The 20,194-nt window shown below is 41.5% G+C and carries 16 protein-coding genes and 1 pseudogene; 8 read left to right on the top strand and 9 right to left on the bottom strand.

Annotated features, from left to right (window positions below; all coding sequences use genetic code 11):
- Positions 1-81 precede the first annotated feature (81 nt).
- Both CDO84_RS02835 and CDO84_RS02830 read right to left on the bottom strand, forming a co-directional pair.
- Positions 82-1,002 (bottom strand): DUF5655 domain-containing protein, encoded by a 921-nt coding sequence (locus CDO84_RS02835; protein ID WP_040083920.1) that lies wholly within the window; start codon positions 1,000-1,002, stop codon positions 82-84.
- A 12-nt stretch (positions 1,003-1,014) separates the two neighbouring features.
- Positions 1,015-1,353, bottom strand: coding sequence for a hypothetical protein (locus CDO84_RS02830; RefSeq protein ID WP_040083922.1), 339 nt, complete (start codon positions 1,351-1,353; stop codon positions 1,015-1,017).
- 166 nt (positions 1,354-1,519) lie between these two features.
- On the opposite strand from CDO84_RS02830, the gene yeeF reads away from it, so the two are divergent.
- From yeeF to CDO84_RS02795, 7 genes are all read left to right on the top strand, one after another.
- Positions 1,520-3,529, top strand: a complete 2,010-nt coding sequence (gene yeeF, locus CDO84_RS02825; protein ID WP_040083923.1) for an LXG family T7SS effector deoxyribonuclease toxin YeeF — start codon at positions 1,520-1,522, stop codon at positions 3,527-3,529.
- 19 nt (positions 3,530-3,548) lie between these two features.
- A complete protein-coding gene (locus CDO84_RS02820) occupies positions 3,549-4,004 on the top strand; it encodes a TIGR01741 family protein (protein ID WP_010886434.1) in 456 nt (151 codons plus the stop codon).
- 240 nt (positions 4,005-4,244) lie between these two features.
- Positions 4,245-4,451 carry a bacteriocin immunity protein gene (locus tag CDO84_RS02815; protein ID WP_040083924.1) on the top strand — a complete coding sequence of 69 codons (207 nt, stop codon included), beginning with the start codon at positions 4,245-4,247 and terminating at the stop codon, positions 4,449-4,451.
- Positions 4,452-4,517: 66 nt separating this feature from the next.
- Complete coding sequence (locus tag CDO84_RS02810) at positions 4,518-4,823, top strand: hypothetical protein (RefSeq protein WP_040083925.1); 306 nt, start codon at positions 4,518-4,520, stop codon at positions 4,821-4,823.
- Between the two features lie 188 nt (positions 4,824-5,011).
- Positions 5,012-6,139 (top strand): response regulator aspartate phosphatase, encoded by a 1,128-nt coding sequence (locus tag CDO84_RS02805; RefSeq protein WP_052438183.1) that lies wholly within the window; start codon positions 5,012-5,014, stop codon positions 6,137-6,139.
- On the top strand, positions 6,129-6,326 hold the full coding sequence (locus CDO84_RS02800; RefSeq protein ID WP_040083926.1) for a hypothetical protein: 198 nt from the start codon (positions 6,129-6,131) through the stop codon (positions 6,324-6,326). Before CDO84_RS02805 ends, CDO84_RS02800 begins: the two co-directional genes overlap by 11 nt.
- 129 nt (positions 6,327-6,455) lie before the next feature.
- Positions 6,456-6,791, top strand: a complete 336-nt coding sequence (locus tag CDO84_RS02795; protein WP_040083928.1) for a hypothetical protein — start codon at positions 6,456-6,458, stop codon at positions 6,789-6,791.
- A 213-nt stretch (positions 6,792-7,004) separates the two neighbouring features.
- On the opposite strand, the gene CDO84_RS02790 is transcribed toward CDO84_RS02795, so the two are convergent.
- From CDO84_RS02790 to srfP, 5 genes are all read right to left on the bottom strand, one after another.
- Positions 7,005-7,943, bottom strand: coding sequence for a hypothetical protein (locus CDO84_RS02790; RefSeq protein WP_040083929.1), 939 nt, complete (start codon positions 7,941-7,943; stop codon positions 7,005-7,007).
- Positions 7,936-9,720, bottom strand: a complete 1,785-nt coding sequence (locus CDO84_RS02785; RefSeq protein ID WP_040083931.1) for a hypothetical protein — start codon at positions 9,718-9,720, stop codon at positions 7,936-7,938. The genes CDO84_RS02790 and CDO84_RS02785 overlap by 8 nt, the downstream gene beginning before the upstream one ends.
- A gap of 693 nt (positions 9,721-10,413) precedes the next feature.
- Positions 10,414-11,790 carry a 23S rRNA (uracil(1939)-C(5))-methyltransferase RlmD gene (gene rlmD, locus CDO84_RS02780; protein WP_040083932.1) on the bottom strand — a complete coding sequence of 459 codons (1,377 nt, stop codon included), beginning with the start codon at positions 11,788-11,790 and terminating at the stop codon, positions 10,414-10,416.
- 256 nt (positions 11,791-12,046) lie between these two features.
- Positions 12,047-12,958, bottom strand: coding sequence for a diacylglycerol kinase (locus CDO84_RS02775; RefSeq protein WP_003233894.1), 912 nt, complete (start codon positions 12,956-12,958; stop codon positions 12,047-12,049).
- Positions 12,959-13,109: 151 nt separating this feature from the next.
- The gene (srfP, locus tag CDO84_RS02770) at positions 13,110-16,268 is read right to left on the bottom strand and encodes a surfactin resistance protein SrfP (RefSeq protein ID WP_040083933.1); all 3,159 of its coding nucleotides are present in this window, start codon (positions 16,266-16,268) and stop codon (positions 13,110-13,112) included.
- Positions 16,269-16,399: 131 nt separating this feature from the next.
- On the opposite strand from srfP, the pseudogene CDO84_RS02765 reads away from it, so the two are divergent.
- A pseudogene (locus CDO84_RS02765) lies at positions 16,400-17,297 on the top strand (TetR/AcrR family transcriptional regulator).
- Here the strand turns inward: CDO84_RS02765 and gatB are convergent.
- Together gatB and gatA are read right to left on the bottom strand one after the other, a co-directional pair.
- Positions 17,284-18,714: an Asp-tRNA(Asn)/Glu-tRNA(Gln) amidotransferase subunit GatB gene (gene gatB / locus CDO84_RS02760; protein WP_040083935.1), complete on the bottom strand. Its 1,431-nt coding sequence runs from the start codon at positions 18,712-18,714 to the stop codon at positions 17,284-17,286. The pseudogene CDO84_RS02765 and the gene gatB overlap by 14 nt on opposite strands.
- A gap of 13 nt (positions 18,715-18,727) precedes the next feature.
- Positions 18,728-20,185 carry an Asp-tRNA(Asn)/Glu-tRNA(Gln) amidotransferase subunit GatA gene (gene gatA / locus CDO84_RS02755; protein WP_003233901.1) on the bottom strand — a complete coding sequence of 486 codons (1,458 nt, stop codon included), beginning with the start codon at positions 20,183-20,185 and terminating at the stop codon, positions 18,728-18,730.
- Between the last annotated feature and the right edge of the window lie 9 nt (positions 20,186-20,194).

The raw sequence follows: 20,194 nt of genomic DNA, 5'->3' as shown, positions 1-20,194 counted from the left end.
TTTTTACATAGGACGAAAGAGACTGAAATGAATTCTTTTTTATCTATGCCACAATAAAAAAGAACTTCTCAATGGAAGTTCTCACTTATTTTTCTCATAGGATTGTTTGATCAACCCCATAATATATTCAATGTGTTCGTCATCTTTTATGAAAATCTCATAGTCTCCATTTCCCCAGTGACCGGTCTCAGAGACATCGCGCATTTTCTCCTCGGGATCATGCAATTCTCCCTTTTTCATATTCACCCACACCTTAAGTCCGCTTTTTAAAAGTAGAATATCAACGAAGTTTCGCTTATTAGATGTAAACGCAATATAAAGCTTGGTCGGTTTGATTGAAATATGATCGTCCAAATTAAAAATGAATTCCTTTAGCTGCTGATAAAGCTCTATGATGTCAAACGGCTTCTCTGCAAGATGATCCTCTTCAGAAAACACTTTAATTTCTTTGCTGACCTCTTGAATGGTCTCACTTTGCCGTGAAATGGTCTTTATCGACTCGGAGACGCCATCAGCCTTCATTTGATTCAGCTGAACCAGATCATTTTCGTATCTTTTAATCTCCCACAATTCAATTGGCAGGTCTTTAAAATGGATCGATTGCTTTTGATACACCGTAAATACAGGTGAGATAAAAATGACCTTCGACTGCGACCAGTCTACATCATCCCGCTTTAACGAAAAAACATGATTTTCATTGTACTCAAGAATGAAATCTGCTTTATGATTGAGCATTGCTGCTAAGTAGGCGTAGCCCTGGTCAACAACACTGAAGTTTTTCGTATTTTTATACTCGATAATCACGAAAGCATTTGTCTCATAATCAAACGCTAACGTATCAATGCGGAAATTGCTGATCCTGAATTCAGATTTCACAAACCTGAGCCCCAACATCCGCTGAAGATTGATTTCACATAAATCCTGAATCTCTTTTTCTTTTTTAAACGGTTTCTCGCGAATATCTTCGATTTGATTTTGATTGTTTACTTTATAGAGATACATGCTGGGCTCCTTTTATTTTACTAGTTCCATCAAGGTTTCTAAGGATAGACTCGAAACCGGATTTTGCGTTTTCGTTTTCAGCGTACCGCCAATCAAATAAGAATAGTCACGGCACTCTGCCAATTGAAACCGAACTCTATTATTCGTTTTAGTGAGCTTGGCGGGTTCATCTGATTCCCAAGCGTCAACGATCTTGTAAACATTTAAAATCACACCGCTCCGAACAACAATTGCCCGTTTACATTCCTTTGCTCTGGACAATTTCATATCCCAGTTCCCGCAGGCGCGGTTCGTTAGCGTGTCGCCTTTTTGAATGTCCTTGATCTTTATGATTAAGAAATCTTTATCCAAATGAGCTCTTCCCCTTTTTATTGATCTATCATTATCTTATCAAAACCGTGCGCTTAGACACATGCCAAATGACTCATTTTTCCACCAAAACATGTTCTCACCCCCACCCTCATCCCGCACCGTGGTAAAATTTTGATATTGAGCGAACAAAAGAAGGGAAATGGTCATGAAAGTATTTGAAGCGAAAACACTGCTTTCGGAAGCGACAGACCGTGCAAAAGAGTACAAAGAACTAAGAACGCAAATGGTCAATTTGAGAAAAGCGTTAAAAAGCGTCGCTGATCTCAGTGACAGCGAATTTTCAGGAAAAGGCGCCAGCAACATCAAAGCCTTCTATCACGACCACGTCGGCGTCACCGACCAATGGATCGACTACATCGATATGAAAATCGCATTTTTCAACAGCATCGCCGGAGCCGCCGAGGACAAAGGCCTCTCAGACGCATACATCGAAGAATCCTTCCTGGAGCACGAACTGGCAAATGCCCACAAAAAATCGAAATCCATCATGTCTGAACAGAAAAAAGCGATGAAAGATATCTTAAACGATATCGACGACATCCTCCCGCTCGACCTGTTTTCAACAGAAACCTTCAAAGACGAGCTGGCCGATGCCAACGACAAACGCAAAAAAACACTGGAAAAATTGGACGCCTTGGACGAAGACCTGAAAACAGAATACGCCCTGTCAGAGCCAAATGAACAATTCATCAAATCCGACTTCCAAAAGCTCCAAGAAGCAACAGGCAAAGGCAAAAACGCCACACCCATCCACTACAACGCCAAGGCGTACCGTGAGAGTGACATACATAAGAAAAAAGGCGACATTGAAAAGCGGACTGAGGCTTACTTGAAGATTAAGAAAGAGGAAGCGAAAGAACGTGAGATTGAAAAATTAAAAGAAAGACTGAAAAACTACGATTATGCGGATGCCGATGAATTCTACTCAATGGCAAAGACGATAGGCTATGAAAATCTGACAGCAGAACAGCAGAGATACTTCACCCAAATTGAAAACACGCGTGAGCTTGAAGCAGGCTTCAAAGGGGTTGCCGTCGGCCTTTATGATTCCGGGAAAGACGCGGTCGTAGGCCTGTGGGATATGGTCACAGACCCGGGAGGAACCGTTGAAGCGATTACCGGAGCGATGGCTCACCCGATCAAAACGTATGAAGCCATTTCAGCGGCAATCGAAGAATCGTATCAAAAAGACATGGTGAATGGTGACACCTACTCAAGAGCAAGATGGGTGTCATATGCGGTTGGCACTGTTGTCACATCAATTGTCGGCACAAAAGGCGTAGGAGCCGTCTCAAAAACTGGCACAGCCGCCAAAGTGACGACCAAAGTCAAAACAGCAGCAAGCAAATCAGCAACAGCCCAAAAAGCCATAACAGTCTCAAAACAAACCGTTGATCACATCAAACAAAAAGTAAACACAGGCATTGAAGTATCAAAAAAACAGGTCAAAACCAAGTTAAATCAAATCGGAGATCTCACACTTGCGGATATTCTCCCCTATCATCCCCGTCACGATTTAGTGCCGGCAGGCGTTCCTTACAACGCGGTCAACGGGGTCACACTTAAAGAGGGACTGCAAAAATTTGCCAAGGTCATCCTGCCGAAACCATACGGAACGTCATCGAGCGGAAGACGAACTCCAGCGCCACATGTACCGCCGGTAACCGTCAAATACGGCGAGCATTTCGCAAGATGGAGCAGAAAGAAAGTGCTGAAGCCGAATGTCATCTACAAAACAAAAGAAGGCTACACATACACGACTGACAACTATGGTAGAATTACAAGTGTCAAAGCAGACTTGCAGCTGGGAGAAGCAAAACGAAACCAATATGCACAGACGAATGCTGGAAAGCCCCAGGACCGAAAGCCTGACGATGACGGCGGCCATTTAATCGCCACCCAATTCAAAGGCTCAGGCCAGTTTGACAATATCGTGCCGATGAATTCTCAGATTAATAGGAGCGGCGGGAAATGGTATGAGATGGAGCAGGAGTGGGCAAAAGCTCTAAGCAAAAAACCACCTAAAAAAGTAGCAGTTCAAATAGAACCAGTCTATTCTGGGGATTCACTTAGACCATCATATTTCGATGTAACCTACAAAATTGGGAGCAGAAAAGAAATAAGCGTCTCTATTAAAAATCAGCCTGGGGGTTAAAAGAATGGAAACTAGGAAGATGCAAGATTTGTATCAACTTATTGGAGAGAAACTCAATGACATCATACCTGGTGAATGGACAAAGATATATCTTTATGCAGAAGTATTAGATGATTCCACAATGGTTCTTTTTCACTTCAGAACACCAGAAAATAATCAAATTATTTATTCACAAGATATACCTAGCCATTACAACGTAAGCAAGGATATTTTCAAGACGTTGTTAAGAGAACTAAGAGAACTTTTTGAAGAATTAAGAACTGAACACAGAAATAATAACGATGATGTTTGGACTAACCTTACACTAACATTGGATCGTAGCGGAGAATTCCAATTAGATTATAATTATGATGATATTTTAGCCTCAGAATTAGATGGATACGAAAGAATCGCAATATGGGAATATAAAAACCTTGGTATTTTGCCTGAAGATGAGGATGATAAAGAATTTGTAATTAGTTACCTCGGTCTATAATTAAAAAATGGCTCAGCCCTACTCTGCTGAGCTATTTTTTATAAACCAATCTAAAATAAATAAATTTTAGAGGTTTTCCATATGAATATATTGATTATAAATACAATTAATAAACTCTATAATGAGGCTAACTTTTCTCAAGACAATTATCTATCAATATGCAAACAACCTATAACATTACCAGAAGAAATAAAGTCATTTGTAAAATCAATGTAGATACAATCTATTGAAGGGTAAACAATGGATAAACTGACAAAAGAAGAGTTGATCTTTCTTGTAAAGGAATTAATGAACCCAACATTAGATGATGAGAAAGTCAGTGAATATCTCGATTTATTAGAGAAAAATGTTCCTCATCCGGCATCAAGTGATTTAATTTTCTGGAGCAATGAAGATTACACAGCGGAACAAGTTGTAAAAATTGCTCTAAATTATAAATATGAGTAGTCTATCAAACCATTAAACAGATATAGCAACTCTCAAATGGAATAGAAATTTAAAAGGAGCATCACCTTGACAGTAAGAAAAGAATTAATAAAACAAATTAATTTAACAATCGTAGCAATAAAAACAATTCATCAAAATAATCCAACTCCAATGGTCAAAAACATATTAAAAAGATACCAAGAAGCAATAGTCTTTATCCAACATTCATCTGAGGAACAATTTGAAGAAGGCTTTTCTAAAATTAGAAACAAATTAGACACTTTGACAAGAGCTTACCTAGAATCAGCTAACAACTACATGAATCCTATGCTCAAAGAAATGCATAAGACAGAAAAACTGCTAAAAGAGTATGACGAAACTGCTCAGTCGTAATAAACGCAATCCAAAATTCAAAAATTGAGATTGGCTAACCTCCACAAAACCAAATGTAACGCAAAACACCCAAACTCCCTTTTGCGGACTGCACCGAAAATTTATTTTGCGGTCTCTCAACCCCTTCCTATTAAATTTCAGTATTGATAAAATTTACATAATTAGTGAGAAGAGGAAGGGTGAGAAGTTTGGGCACGATTTCGTCTCCGCACGTTGGGATGAAAATTAATGAGTGGAACCGGCATATTCAAAAGTTTAATGTGACTGACGCTGAAATGCTTAAAGCTGAGATCGAACGGGACATTGACATCATGGAAGAAGACCAAGATCTCTTGATTTACTATCAGCTCATTGCATTTCGCCATCAGCTTATGATCGACTATGTGATTCCATCTGAAGGAATCCAAATGGAGTTATCAGAATATTTAAAGAGAATTGAAGGCAGCAACAGGAAGATGGAGAAACTCGTTGAATACTACTATTACTTTTTTCAAGGGATGTATGAATTCAAAGAGGGCAATTTCTTAAGTGCTATTACATTCTATCAAAAAGCGGAAAACACCATTCCCTATATTTCAGATGAAATTGAGCGAGCGGAATTTTACTTTAAAATGGCTGAAGTGTTTTATCATATGAAACAAACCCACGTATCCATGCACTATTCTTCCCAGGCGTATAACATTTATAAAACGCACGACCTTTACTCAGTCCGCCGCATACAGTGCCATTTTGTTATCGCAGGAAACTACGATGACCTAGAAAGTCATGAAAAGGCGCTCCCTCACCTCGAACAGGCACTAAAAGGCGCACGGCTGCTTGAAAGCAAAAATAAGCGGATTTACGGCCAAGCTTTATTCAATATCGGAAATTGTTATCTTAAAATGGGCGAATTGACGAAAGCAGCAAAATACATGGAGAATTCGATACTCCAATTTAAAAAATCAAATTTCAACAACTTGACACAAGCTTACCACGATTTAGCCTTAATTTATTTTCTTCAACATAAACAAGAACAGGCAATGGATTGTTTCAGAAAAGGCGTACGCTTCGCATGTAAATTCGGCGATGACCTATTTAAAATTATGTTTGAAGGATTGCAGGCGCTGTTTATCAAAAAAGGAGAAGCGTCCATTTTATTAAATGTTTTCAACAAATTAGAGACATCCCAAGGGTATCCTTATATGGAAGAGTTGGCATTATTAGCCGCAAAGTTTTATACTGAAATTGGGCAGATGGATGATTCTGTTATCTGTTTCAAAAAGATGGTTCATGCCCGCAAACAAATTCAGAGAGGGGATTGTTTGTATGAAATTTAAACTGACTTTGTGCGCTGTAATTGCTTTGATCGGTGTAAGCTTTATCAGTTCTTCCTTGGGTAATGAAGTAAACGTAGCATCCAGAAACATGACAAGCAAAGCTGCAAACGATTCAACGAACTCCCTAGCAGACAAAGCCATCTTTGACAAGGAAATGACGATTGCAGAAAACGGAACGTTTGGTTAAGAATGAGACGCAGCTTAGGCTGTGTCTCTTTTTCTGAAGAAATAGGTGAGAAGGCGATAGAATGTTTTATGTTCAAACTCTTATATGCAGACCAAACAAAATCCTTAAAAAACAAGATAGGTGGAAGTAATGTATAACCAATTAAGAGAAATTGTTAACCTCTTAGAAAAGATAAATAGCCACGGTCAAACAAATATACTTTCTGTTGAAGAATTCGAAGTACAACAAGACAATCTAAATGATTTGTCTCTGTTATTAACCGACATGGACAAGCTTCTAAAGAAGAGTAAATATATTGATCCTAACCGTGTTCAAGATGTTGATAGACTTCTGATCGAAATCCACAGAAGGATGAACTCACTTGAATGGAATATACCCGAAATTAGTGATTCAAAACATGGAAACATAAGCCTTTTCCAATTTAAAAAAGGCAACACTAACAAAGAGGTTAGTTGCCTTTTCTAATTCCCAGAACCGCCACACACTCCTGATGCGTAGAGTGCTGAATAGTAGATTCAAAACAATATTGAGCAGTGGGAATTCATCTATATTTCCATAACAATTTATATAGTAAAAACGATTAAAGCGTGAAGAGGATTTTATCAATCAAGAAAAAGTTAAGGGATGATATAGTATTAACACCCCATACTTTCTTACTGTTCCAGAAAGGTTCTTAAATTAATTTGTGAGCTCTGGTACAAAAAGATTGTAATCGTTTTTTGGATATAATAGGCCCTCAATTGTTGAAATAGATTTATCACCCATTTCCAGGTTTCTTCCTACTCTTCTCTTTATCAAACCGACTTCTTGTAGTTTATTGTTTTCATATAGCAATACAAAATTTCCTTTATATTTAAAAACATCCGTGCCAAATACCTTTGTCGAAAAAACACGAACTTTATTTCGTTTCTTTTCTTTGTATTCAACTATCTCATTTTTATTTAGTGTAAAAGAGCGATTAAAATGGGTTTCAAAAATAACTTGGAGAATGGAATTTCTAAGCCCATCAAAAAATTCCAAAGAATACATGATCTCCTTATGTGTACCCTTTATATCTAATTTTCGAATAAGTATTCTGTTCTGTCTTGAGAAAGGATAAACCTCTTTTGACCCCATAAATTTTTGAACATTACCTTGTTTATTTTCTATATTTGATTTATGTTGATGTAGGTAAGTTAATAATTTGGTGCTTTGCAATTGGTAAAAAACATTCATCCAAGCTCTATATAAATCAAAAGAATTAAAGGTTCCAGAAATATTCTTTGAAGGTAGCCTTGCAAACATTTGAAAAAGTGAATTTTCCAAATCTCTGCCGAGTTGATCTCCCTCCTCAATTAATAAATGCACCTCGCTACAATCTTGTAATTCAGTAAAACTTTTTTGAAGATATCCCTCTTTTTTTGAACATATAGCCTCAATTTTTTTATAGGCAAGTCCAAAACTATAATAGTGTTGAAATAAACATGTCTTAATCGCATCGTGATAGAGTGACCATGCTTCCGGTGATAATTTGATCTTTATGTCATTAAATCTTAGGAAAAGTGTCCTTCCAAAAGGGGATTTTGATATTTTATTTCCAAAATGATAGGCGGCTAATAAAGTGTTTATATCAATCACCTTCTTCCATACTTCTTAATCTATAAACAATTAACTCTCCTAAAAGTATATTTGCACTCAAAACGTTTTCTGGGTTTATTTTTAATTCATCCCTTCCATGCACCAGGTCATTACGATAGTCTCTAACCTTCCATAACTTACTAAAGTCTTCATCAGTTATTGGAATAGATAGTTGCCGAATCAAGGTTTGAACTTTGATTTTCAAAGGAGGATCTTTAAGTTTTCCTAAACTCTTTTCTTTTATTTTCCTAGAATATTCTTCTGTAAAAGTATCACTTTGTTCTTTTAATAGTTGCTTCAACAATTTTTTGAATTCCCTAATAATTTCATCAGGCAAAAAAGGGTCGGTTTCTATTTTATCAACCAAAAATTCCATAGCTATGTTTGTATAAATAACCTTGTCTTCTATATCTTCTGCTTTCCAACTTCTATTCAACCACTTTAAAGCATTAAACAACTGCTTGTCTAAAGTTGATTGCTGCCCGGTCTGTTTTTTGTACAGTTTTTCTTCATACCAATCCAATTCTCTAAAAACTTTTTCAAATTGAGAATCGACACCTAAAGAATTATTTTCCCAGGTGTTTTTAGAATCACCCAAAATGTTTTCTACGCCTACTAGATTTTCCACATAATAGAGTGAAGAGCATTTAGGATTTTGATATAATCTTAATCTATTCCATTCATTTAGCTCATTACCTAAGTTGTATAAATTAAACACTCTTTCATTTTTGGATAGTAAAATTATCATATCGATTGCATCTTGAACTTTTTGTCTACCTAATAAATAGGCATCATATACGTTATCTGATTCGACAATTGTTTGAGCAAAAGTATCAAACTGACCAAGTAAATTATGATTATATTTCTCCTCAAATCCCTTATACATATCAAAGGCTTGGTCTTTAGTTAAAAAGGTTACACCCCCCAACCCAAATTCAAAATTATTTAGCATTAGATTTTCTATTGGAAGCAACACAAGGTAAGGAACAAATTTTACTCCAAAACCCTCTATATTAATTTGTTCCTTTAACATTCCGGAACTCCTCAATATCGCCTGTAATGGTGAATTTGGGTCTGAACCTTGAAAAGAAAAGAAATCCATCTTCTTCTTACTTAATTCATGAATAAATGAGCTTAGAAAAATTGTGATTCCATCTATACCTTTTTTCACTTCATATATTGTCCCTGCAGATTCTATAGAATTATCATTTATCCAATACCTGATAACCCAATCCTCAGAAAGGTGTATATTTTTCAAACCCTGAATAACATTTTGATTACTTTCAAATTCAAATTTCCCGTAAACTAAACCTCTTCTACTCGATATAAGTAAAGTTTTATGAGGTCTAATTAATTTACCGTTACTGTATACCTCACAGCTCCCACTTATTATATTTCGCTGTGTTGATGTCAGAATTGATAAAGACTTATATGTATCAATTTCTTTTTTTATTTTCCCATTCTCAAAATGTTCTACAATTTCGTCAATAGACTCAATAACTATATTCATAGTGTTATATTCACTATTTAAGAAATCCCTAAGATTTCTAAGAACGCTACCTATATTCGTAATCTCTACAGGAATAATTGACCCGCTAATGAAATCAAAACCGCATATCATAAATTTTTCTTTGTTTTTTTGTTTAAGAACCAAATAATGCAAAATGACAGTATCTTTGGAATATAACATCGATAAAACCAAATTGTTATTTTCAAATCCATTGTATGGAACACTATAACTATTTAGAAAAAGTGATGAGTCTAGTGGGTTCATCATTTATTACCTTCTCCTTAATTAGACTTCGAATGAAATTCACTTTACTAACGTTAAACTACATATGACGCAGTTACAAATAGGTGCGTTTTAAAAGGGACAATTACTTGCCGAATATTACTTACCATCTATATTCTACCTATTCAAAATATACATTTCCAATATATTGAATCAAAACCGAATCCCTCATGGAATCATAGGCTCTAACTTCTACTATATCCTCACAAAAAGAAAGAGGGTTGTGCTTGTGGATAAAGACACATTCTTTACAACGAAACCATCAAAAAGTGTAGAAGTGAACCTTCTATATAAAAGTGATTTGAAGAAAGTAGCAGGTATGGTAGGTATTCTATACAGCAAATTTCACGAAAGAAATGAAAGTGGATGATTATTTTTATCACCAGTCGGACAAGCCAGTATTACCCGAACACTTTGATGCTTTAAAAGGTTTTCTCTAAATGTACCAATTCAATAGAATGTTGATGCTTGATGAGAGGATTTACAATAAGGAAGCTAAGTATGAAGCCCAGATTCAAAATGAACACAGAGCTGTATAATGAATTCAAGAAATTCTATGAGGAATATTACCCTCAATTCAAAATCCAAGATCTAATTTGTCAGTCATAGAAAGAATTGAAATAATAGAAGATGGGAGTCCGAGAACCCATTACCGATTCTCGGACCCTTATATATCTTCTATTTTTTCACGAGCAACACACAACACTCCACATGATTCGTATGCGGAAACATATCCACAGGCTGCACTTCGCGCGTCGCATACCCGCCATCCTCAAGCACCCGCAGGTCTCTCGCAAGCGTGCCAGGATTACAGGACACGTACACCACCCGCTTCGGTTTCATCTCCACAATCGTCCGCAGGAGGGCTTCGTCGCAGCCTTTTCTTGGCGGGTCGACGACTAACGTATCGGCCATGATGCCTTCCTCATACCACTTTGGAATCACGGTTTCCGCTTCTCCAACAGCAAACTCTGCGTTTGTGATGCCGTTTAATTCTGCGTTTCGTTTGGCATCCTCAATTGCCTCCGGTACAATTTCTACGCCGTACACTTTTTTCGCCTGCTTTGCCAGGAAGAGAGAAATCGTTCCGATGCCGCAGTAAGCGTCAATGACGGTTTCTTCCCCTTGAAGCTCAGCGTACTCAAGCGCTTTGTCGTAGAGCACCTTTGTCTGCTCCGGGTTGACCTGATAGAATGATCTGGCGGAGATGGCGAATTTGACGTCTCCGATGAGGTCGTAGATGTATTCTTCGCCCCAGATGACGTTTGTTTCGTTTCCGAAGATGACGTTTGTTTTGTTCGGGTTGATGTTTTGCACGATGGATTTGACGTGCGGGAATTGCGCTGTGATGTCTTCGATGATCTTCGCTTTATGCGGGAAATCGGTTGTTCTTGTGATGAAAACGATCATCATTTCGCCCGTAACAACGCCGTATCTGACCATGATATGGCGGAGCCAGCCTTTGTGGCGTTCTTCGTTGTAGGCTTTGACACCGTAGTTTGCGCAAATGTCTTTGACAGCTTGAACTGCTTCGTCGTTTTTGGATTGCTGGATCAGGCAGGCGCTCATGTCGATGATGTCATGGCTTCTTTGCTGATAGAATCCGGCGACGAGTCCGCCTTCCCGTTCTCCTACCGGCACCTGCGCTTTGTTTCTATAGTTCCACGGGTCTTCCATGCCGAGTGTCGGGTGCACGATGACTTCTGACAGGTCTAGCTTGCCGATGCGTTCTAGGACGTCTTTGACTTGTTTCTGTTTAAACAAGAGCTGGCCTTCGTAGGTCATGTGCTGAAGCTGGCAGCCGCCGCATTGCTTGTAGATCGGGCACGGGGCATCCGTTCTGTGCGGGCTTTCTTCCTTCAGCTCAATCAAGCGTCCGAAAGCAAAACCTTTTTTGACGCGTGTCACTTTGATTTGCGCTTTTTCCTCGGGCAGGGCATTCGGCACAAAGATCGGGAATCCTTGAACCTTTGCGACGCCCGCTCCTTCGTGGGTCAAATCCTCAAATGTCACGTCGTAGTATTCGTTTTTTTCTACTGGGGGTTTCATTTTCATCTATAATCACCTCTAGTTTTACGCGAAAGAAAAACTTGGCCTATTCAAGCCAAGTTTCAGCGTGTAGGCAAACCTTCGCATTCGTTGTCAGGCCTGTGCTTCAGTGCTCACGAATTCAACATTCGCTGTGCTCCGATGCTCGCCCTTCCTAGACTTCAAAGGTTTTCAATCACGCTGAAAAGATGACAAAATCCTAAAACGAAAACTGTTTTAGGATTTTGTCAACACTCTGAGCTTGGCTTACAAAGCCAAGTTTTTAGTCATCCAGCTGTTCCGCTTTCTCCTTCGGCATGACGACGTGAATGTGTCGGTACAGATTCACGAATTCGCCCGGCAGCATGCCGCCGTACTCGCCGTCGAGGTTCAGCTGCATCTTTTCTGATACATTGACTTTCACGCGGTTCGCTTTTGTATAAATAATGTGCTGGTCGTTGATGTGTTCGCCGCGAAGCGCCATCGTAGCGACCCTGATAAATTCAGCAAGGTTTGCTTTCTTTAGTATCATCAAATCAAACATGCCGTCATTCAGGCTGGAATCCGGCGCGAGCTTTTCAAAGCCGCCGACGGAGTTTGTCAGCGTGACCAAAAACAGCATGATTTCACCTTGAAACAGCTTGCCGTCATATTCAATCTCGACTTCTGTCGGACGAAGTGAAGGCAGCATTTCCATTCCCTTTAAATAATAAGCAAGCTGGCCGAGCATTGTTTTGAGTTTGCTTGGCACGTCGTACGTCAGCTCCGTCAGGCGGCCTCCTCCGGCGATATTGATAAAATACTGGCCGTTGACCTGTCCGATATCAATCGGGCGGGCGACGCCGTTAATGACCGTATCTGCCGCTTTTAAAATATCCTCGCGCGGAATGCCGAGCGCTCTGGCGAAGTCGTTTGTTGTGCCGACTGGAATCACACCGAGTGTCGGACGGTTGTCTAAAGGCGCAAGCCCGTTGACGACCTCGTTGATCGTTCCGTCTCCGCCTGCCGCAATGATCAGGTCAAACTCACGCAATGCCGCTTCCTTGGCAGCGTGTGTAGCGTCTCCTGCGCATGTCGTGGCATGGGTGGAGGTTTCATAGCCGGCTTGTTCAAATTTTTGCAGGACCTGGGCAAGATGCTTTTTAAAGATCTCCCGTCCTGAAGTCGGATTGTATATTATGCGTGCACGTTTCATTATCTCATCATCCTACTTAAGAGTATCCGATCCATTTTTACACTAACAACCTTTAATTATACTATGAGTTAAAAAAATCGCAACAAAATGTACATAATCTTACAGGTGAAAACGCACAAAAGCCCCAGCAGAGCTGAGGCTTTTAGTTTTTTTACTCTTCTTCCGTTCCCGGTTTTTTCTTGCGGAACTTCGCCAATACTTCGTATACGATTGGCACGATCAAGAGCGTCAGAAGCGTTGAACTGATTAAACCGCCGATAACCGTGACGCCGAGTCCTTTTGAAATGACCTGGCTTCCGCCTTCGAAGCCGAGTGCTAATGGAATCAAGGCGCCGATTGTCGCGATGGCTGTCATCAGGATCGGACGGAGTCGTGTAGAGCCGGCTTCCAGAAGCGCTTCTCTCGTAGACAAGCCTTCCGCTTCCTTATGAATCACGCGGTCAATTAAGACAATCGCATTCGTCACAACGATACCGATCAGCATGAGCATACCGATCATTGCGTTCAGACTGATCGTTTCACCTGATACGTAAAGTCCAACCAGGGCACCGATGATTGTGAACGGCAATGAGAACAGGATCGCAAATGGCGCTAATGCTCCGCCGAAGGTAATCACGAGCACAAGGTAAACGATCGCTATTGCTGCCAGCATCGCTAAACCGAGCTTCGTGAAGGAATCAGCGATATCCGCTGATACACCGCCTGTGTCAATCGATACGTTATCAGGATGGTCTAGCTTATCGATTTTCTTCTGTACAGCAGCTGATACGGCTGTGACGTTGTCAGATGTAACCTCACCTGTGACATCCGCATAGACTTTTCCGTCACGTTTTGACACGGTATCTGATGTTGATCCTTCTTTCACTTTTGCCACATCGCCGATTTTGACTTCCTGGCCAGTCGCGGAAGTGATCTTTTTATTCTCTAAATCTTTCACACTCTTATACTCGTCTTTTTCTGTCTTAATGTTCACATCAAGCTCTTTGCCGTCTTTTTTCACAGTTGTGAGCGGTTCTTGTGATGTTTGTGACATTAAGGCTTGAGAAATTTGAGACGCGGTTAAACCGAGCTTGCTTAATTTTTCTTGGTCAGCGACAAATGTGTACTCATCATATGTGCTGGAAAGGCCTGAATTTACGTTCTTCAGATCCTTTTCATCTTTCATGATTTTTTCAATGTCTTTGACTGTGTCTTTAATGTCGTTTTCAGAATCGCCATACACATAGTATGTTAATTCGTTGTTATTGCCTGAAGAGCTAAAGTCCTGTGACTTCCATTCTCCGCGGTCAGATTGCTTTTGAATTTCCTTCAGCACGTTGTCTTTTTCTTTATCAAAGTCAGGCGTGTCGCTTTCATATTTGATATAGAATAACGCACCGTTAGAATCTCCTCCGGCAAGCGGGCTGCCAGAGCCTAATGAATACTGAACCGTATCGACATGCTTGCGGTCAAGCAGGATTTTTTCCGCTTTTTCAGCTTCTTTTTCGGCTTCTTTTTTCGTTTCACCCGGTTCTGGGCTGTATGTGAGCTGCATCGTTTTTTCTTCCTCGGACGGCAGGTAGCTGGCACCGATTAACGGTACAAGGAACAAGCTTCCAAGGAGCATCAGAACAGCGATGATAGACGTGATCCATTTATGGCTCAGCGCCCAGTTCAATACTTTTTTATAGATGTTTGCAAGTCTGCCTGGTTTGTGTTCTCTTGCCTTCATCGGCGCACCGGTTAATGATTTTTTGAACAGGCTATGGGCGAGCATCGGCACAAGCGTGATCGAAATCAACAGTGATGCGGCAAGCGCAAAAACAATCGTTAAGGCAAATGGAATAAACAACTCACCGATTTGTCCGCCTACAAGTGCGAGCGGCAGGAATACCGCGATGGTCACGATCGTCGATGACATGATCGGCTTAAACATTTCCTTCGTCGCTTCACGAACCAAGGCTTTTCCACGGAGCGGCTCATCCTTGAGTCTCATGCGGCGGTAAATGTTCTCGATCACAACGATGGAGTCATCGACGACACGTCCGATGGCGACGGTCATTGCGCCGAGCGTCATAATATTCAGTGTGATATCAAGCTGCTGCAGCACAAGGAGTGCGATCAGCAATGATAATGGAATTGAAACTACCGAAATTAATGTAGATTTGATATCTCTTAAGAATAAGAGAATAATCACAATCGCAAAAATAGCACCGAAGATGGCTTTACTTAACATCGTGTCAACTGACTGTGTGATCGGCTCCGCCATGTCGAGAGTTGCGCTGTAGTTGAAGCCTTTATGGTCTTCTTTGAACTTCTTCAGCTCAGCTTTGACATTGTCGGCAACCTCTACGGTATTCGCATCGTTTGCTTTAACGATGTTGATGCCGATGCTGTCTTTGCCATTTGTGCGTGAAACGGATTCAGCTTTTTTCACATCTTTAATTGTAGCAATGTCAGAAAGCTTGACCGTCGGCACTGCTGTGCTTGCGCTTTGCTGCGCCTGTGCTGCCGCTTGCGCGCTCTGAGCTGCTTGTGCACTTTGCGCCGCCGCTTGAGATGCTGCGCTGCTGCCTGCACTTGAAGCAGATGCCGTAGGGATTCTCATATTCTTCAAATCTTTAATTGTTTCAATATCGCCGCTGACGACGACAGATTTTTCTTCATTTCCGAATGTGTACAAGCCAAGCGGAGTTGTCACATCTGAACCTTGAATCACTTTCTTCACAGTATCTTCATCAAGGCCGTATTCTTTCAGTTTGTCTTCTTTGAAAGAGAATTCAACCTCTTCCACCTGCTGGCCTGATACTTGGACGGACGCAACGCCTTCTATGCCTTCAAGCTTAGAAACGAGGCTGTCCTCCACTTTTTTCGTCAGCTCTTGCAGGTTATCTTTATCACTGGACACGCTCAGCGTCAGAATCGGGAATGAGTTCAAGCTGTAGCGTGAAATCTCCGGATCCTTCGCGTCATCAGGCAGACTGACGTTTTCTAACGCTTCAGCCGCTTCTGTTTTTGCTTTGTCCATGTCTTTCTCATAATCATATTCAATCATGACCGACGATGCGTTTTCATAGGACGTCGACGTCACAACGCTGACACCGTCCAAGTTCTGAACGGCTTGTTCAACCGGTTTGGTCACTTCATCAGCCACTTGGCTTGGTGTCGCACCCGGATATGTCGTGCTGATCGTCAAGTAAGGCATGTTCACGTCAGGAATAGACTCTTGCTTCATATTCATACCCGCATACAAGCCGGCTGCCGTTACAATAATCGTCATCAGCCATACGGCGAATTTGTTTTTCAGAACGAAATTAATAACGTGATTCATCATATCCTCCATTACATTTTTTATTGACTGACTGGTCATTCTATATAATACTAAACGTTATAACGCAACAACGTCAACTCATATACCAGAAAATTTTACTAAATTTTTCAAGGATTAAGGGGAAGCACGTCATGAATGAAAAAAAAGAGAAAATCATAAAAACCAGCATTCGTTTATTTGCGAAAAAAGGATTCGCAGCTACGACGATCCAGGAAATCGCCAGTGAATGCGGCATTTCAAAGGGCGCTTTTTATTTGCACTTCAAATCGAAAGAAGCGCTGCTGTTATCCGCCTGTGAATATTACATCGGTATGTCTATGACCAAAATGAAAGATATAGAAGAGGATCTCGCCGGAAAGCCGCCTAAGGAAGTGTTAAAAAAGCAAATTGGCGCTCAATTTGAAGATTTTCGCGATCATAAAGATTTTATTGTTCTTTTACTTACCGAAAATATCATTCCGGAAAATCAAGAAATCAAGCAATACTTTTACAAAGTAACCATGGAGACGGATAAGCTGTACCGGAACGCCTTGCTGGTATCCTATGGCGAAGGAATCGAGCGGTACGTCGCGGATCTGTCTATCATGGCAAGAGGCATTGTGCATTCCTATATGAATGTGATGGTATTTAACAGTGAGCTTAATATCGGTGCAGAGGAAATCTCAGCCTTTATCATCGAGAGACTGGATGATCTTGTACAGGGGCTGAGCCGTTCAAACCTCAATCCGATCGTGCCAAAAGAAATTTTCAATCCGATGCCTGCGGGGAAGGACCAGCTGCTTGAGGACATTCAGAAAGTGAAAGAAAACAGCACGCTGCCCGAGGATATCACAGTGTCACTCGATGTGATCGAGGAAGAACTGGCTCAGGATAAACCGCGCAAGCCGATTATAAAAGGCATGCTGTCCAATTTGACCGGAACCAATAACGAAGAAGTTGAAAAGCTTCGGGCTCTGATCTCTGTCTTTATCTCCATTTAACCATAAAAAAGCAGCCTCTAAGGGCTGCTTTTTTATTAGCGTTTTTTAATTTCTTCAAGCAGAATTTTGTTGACCATCGGCGGGTTGGCTTGTCCTTTGGACGCTTTCATAATCTGTCCGACCAGGAAGCCGATCGCACGGTCTTTTCCGTTTTTGAAGTCTTCGATTGATTGCGGATTGTTGTCAAGCGCTTCTGTTACAAACTTCAGAAGCACGCCTTCGTCAGAAATCTGAACAAGGCCTTTCTCTTTCACAATCTTCTCAGCGTCGCCGCCTTTTTCAATCAATTCTTTAAACACTTTCTTCGCGATCTTAGAAGAAATGGTGCCTTTTTCAATCAATTTGATCATGCCGGCAAGGCCTTCAGGTGTCAGGGCAACGTCGGCAAGCTCTTTTTGCTCAGCGTTTAGGTAAGCTGACACTTCACCCATCAGCCAGTTAGACGCTTGTTTGGCTTCAGCGCCTTTTTGAACGGTTTCTTCGAAGAAATCAGCCATTTCTTTTGTCAGCGTCAGAACCATCGCGTCATATGCAGGCAAGCCAAGCTCTTCGATATAACGCTTGCGGCGCTCGTCCGGAAGCTCAGGAATGGTTGCTTTTACGCGCTCCTTCCATTCATCATCAATGTAGAGCTCGACAAGGTCTGGCTCCGGGAAGTAACGGTAGTCGTCAGATCCCTCTTTGACACGCATGAGAATGGTTTTCTTCGTTGCTTCATCATAACGGCGCGTTTCCTGCTGGATGACGCCGCCGGAAAGAAGAACCTGCTCTTGGCGCTTTTCTTCATGCTCAAGGCCTTTTTGAACAAACGCAAAGGAGTTCAAGTTTTTCAATTCTGTTTTTGTGCCGAATTCCTCTTGGCCGATCGGGCGAAGAGAGATATTGGCGTCACAGCGAAGTGAGCCTTCTTCCATTTTACAGTCGGAAACGCCTGTATATTGGATGATGGATTTCAGCTTTTCAAGATACGCGTACGCTTCTTCCGGCGTGCGGATATCCGGCTCAGATACGATCTCAACAAGCGGCGTTCCCTGGCGGTTAAAGTCAACAAGAGAATAGCCGTCGCCTGTATGCGTCAGTTTTCCGGCATCCTCTTCAAGGTGAAGACGTGTGATGCCGATGCGTTTTGTTTTTCCGCCGACTTCAATTTCGATCCAGCCGTTTTCGCCGATCGGCTTATCAAATTGAGAAATCTGATACGCTTTCGGGTTGTCGGGATAGAAATAGTTTTTGCGGTCGAACTTCGTATCCGTTGCGATCTCACAGTTGAGCGCCATAGCGGCTTTCATTGCGAATTCAACGGCTTCTTTGTTCAGGACAGGCAGGACACCCGGGTATCCGAGGTCAATGACGCTTGTCTGCGTATTCGCCTCCGCGCCGAATGGCGTTGGAGAGCTTGAGAAAATTTTTGATTTTGTTTTTAACTCAACGTGGACTTCAAGTCCGATTACCGTTTCAAAGTTCAATTCTTTTCACCCCTTACAGTTCAGGTTTTGCTTTATGATGGTCTGTCGCTTGTTCAAATGCATGAGCAACACGGTATACAGTGCTTTCATCAAAGTGTTTTCCGATGATTTGCAGGCCGAGCGGAAGTCCGTCTGCTAATCCGCATGGCACACTGATTCCCGGTACGCCGGCTAGGTTGACCGGAATCGTTAAGATATCGTTTGCGTACATTGTGAGCGGATCTTTCGTGTTTTCACCGATTTTAAACGCAGGTGTCGGCGTAGTAGGTCCGACAATGACATCATATTTCTCAAATACGTCTTCAAAATCTTTCTTAATCAACGTACGCACTTTTTGCGCTTTTTTGTAGTACGCATCGTAGTAGCCTGAGCTTAAAGCGAACGTTCCTAGCATAATGCGGCGTTTGACTTCATTACCGAAACCTTCAGCGCGCGTTTGCTTGTAAAGGTCGATCAGGTTATCCGCGTTGTCTGTGCGGTAGCCGTAGCGGATGCCGTCAAAGCGTGCAAGGTTCGCTGATGCCTCAGAAGATGACAGCAGGTAATATGTCGCAAGCGCGTATTTACTGTGCGGAAGAGACACTTCTTCCCATGTAGCGCCGAGGCCTTCAAGGACTTTTAGCGCTGCCAGGACAGATTCTCTCGCTTCTTTGCCGACACCTTCACCAAGGTATTCTTTCGGAACGGCGATTTTCAGTCCTTTGATGTCGCCAGTTAATGAAGAAAGAAAATCAGGCACGTCCACATTGGCACTCGTAGAGTCCATTTTGTCTACACCGGAAATCGCTTGAAGTAAAAATGCGTTATCCTCAACCGTACGGGTAATCGGACCAATTTGGTCTAATGAAGACGCAAATGCGACCAGTCCGTAACGAGATACACGTCCGTATGTTGGCTTTAATCCGACTACGCCGCAGAAAGATGCCGGCTGACGGATGGAGCCGCCTGTGTCAGATCCAAGAGAAAACGGAACTTCTCCCGCAGCAACCGCAGCCGCTGAACCGCCGCTTGAACCGCCGGGAACTGTTTCTAAATTCCAAGGGTTTTTCGTCAGCTTGTAAGCTGAGTTTTCGGTAGATGATCCCATGGCGAATTCGTCCATGTTCAGTTTTCCGATTGTGACTGCTTCAGCGTCTTGAAGGCGCTGAACGACAGTAGCGTCGTAGATCGGATCAAAGTTTTCAAGAATTTTGCTGGAGCATGTTGTGCGCAGCCCTTTTGTTACGATATTATCTTTTACGCCGATCGGCATACCGAAAAGAAGACCATGCTCAGAACGGCCGTCAACCGCCTCATCAAGCTCCTTCGCGTATGCGCGCGCTCTTTCTTCATCTAATGCCAAAAAGGCTTGTACCTTATCATCAACCGCTTGGATGCGTTTATAAGATTCATCAACCAGATCAGAAATCTTAATCTCTTTTTTATGTATCAGCTGTTTTAATTCTGTGATTTTATGATCAAACAATGACATTCTTGTGTC

Origin of the sequence: Bacillus sp. MD-5 (assembly GCF_002201875.1) — a bacterium.
In the GTDB taxonomy this organism is placed as follows: Bacteria; Bacillota; Bacilli; order Bacillales; family Bacillaceae; genus Bacillus; species Bacillus stercoris.
This window is presented reverse-complemented; position numbering and strand designations above follow the sequence as displayed.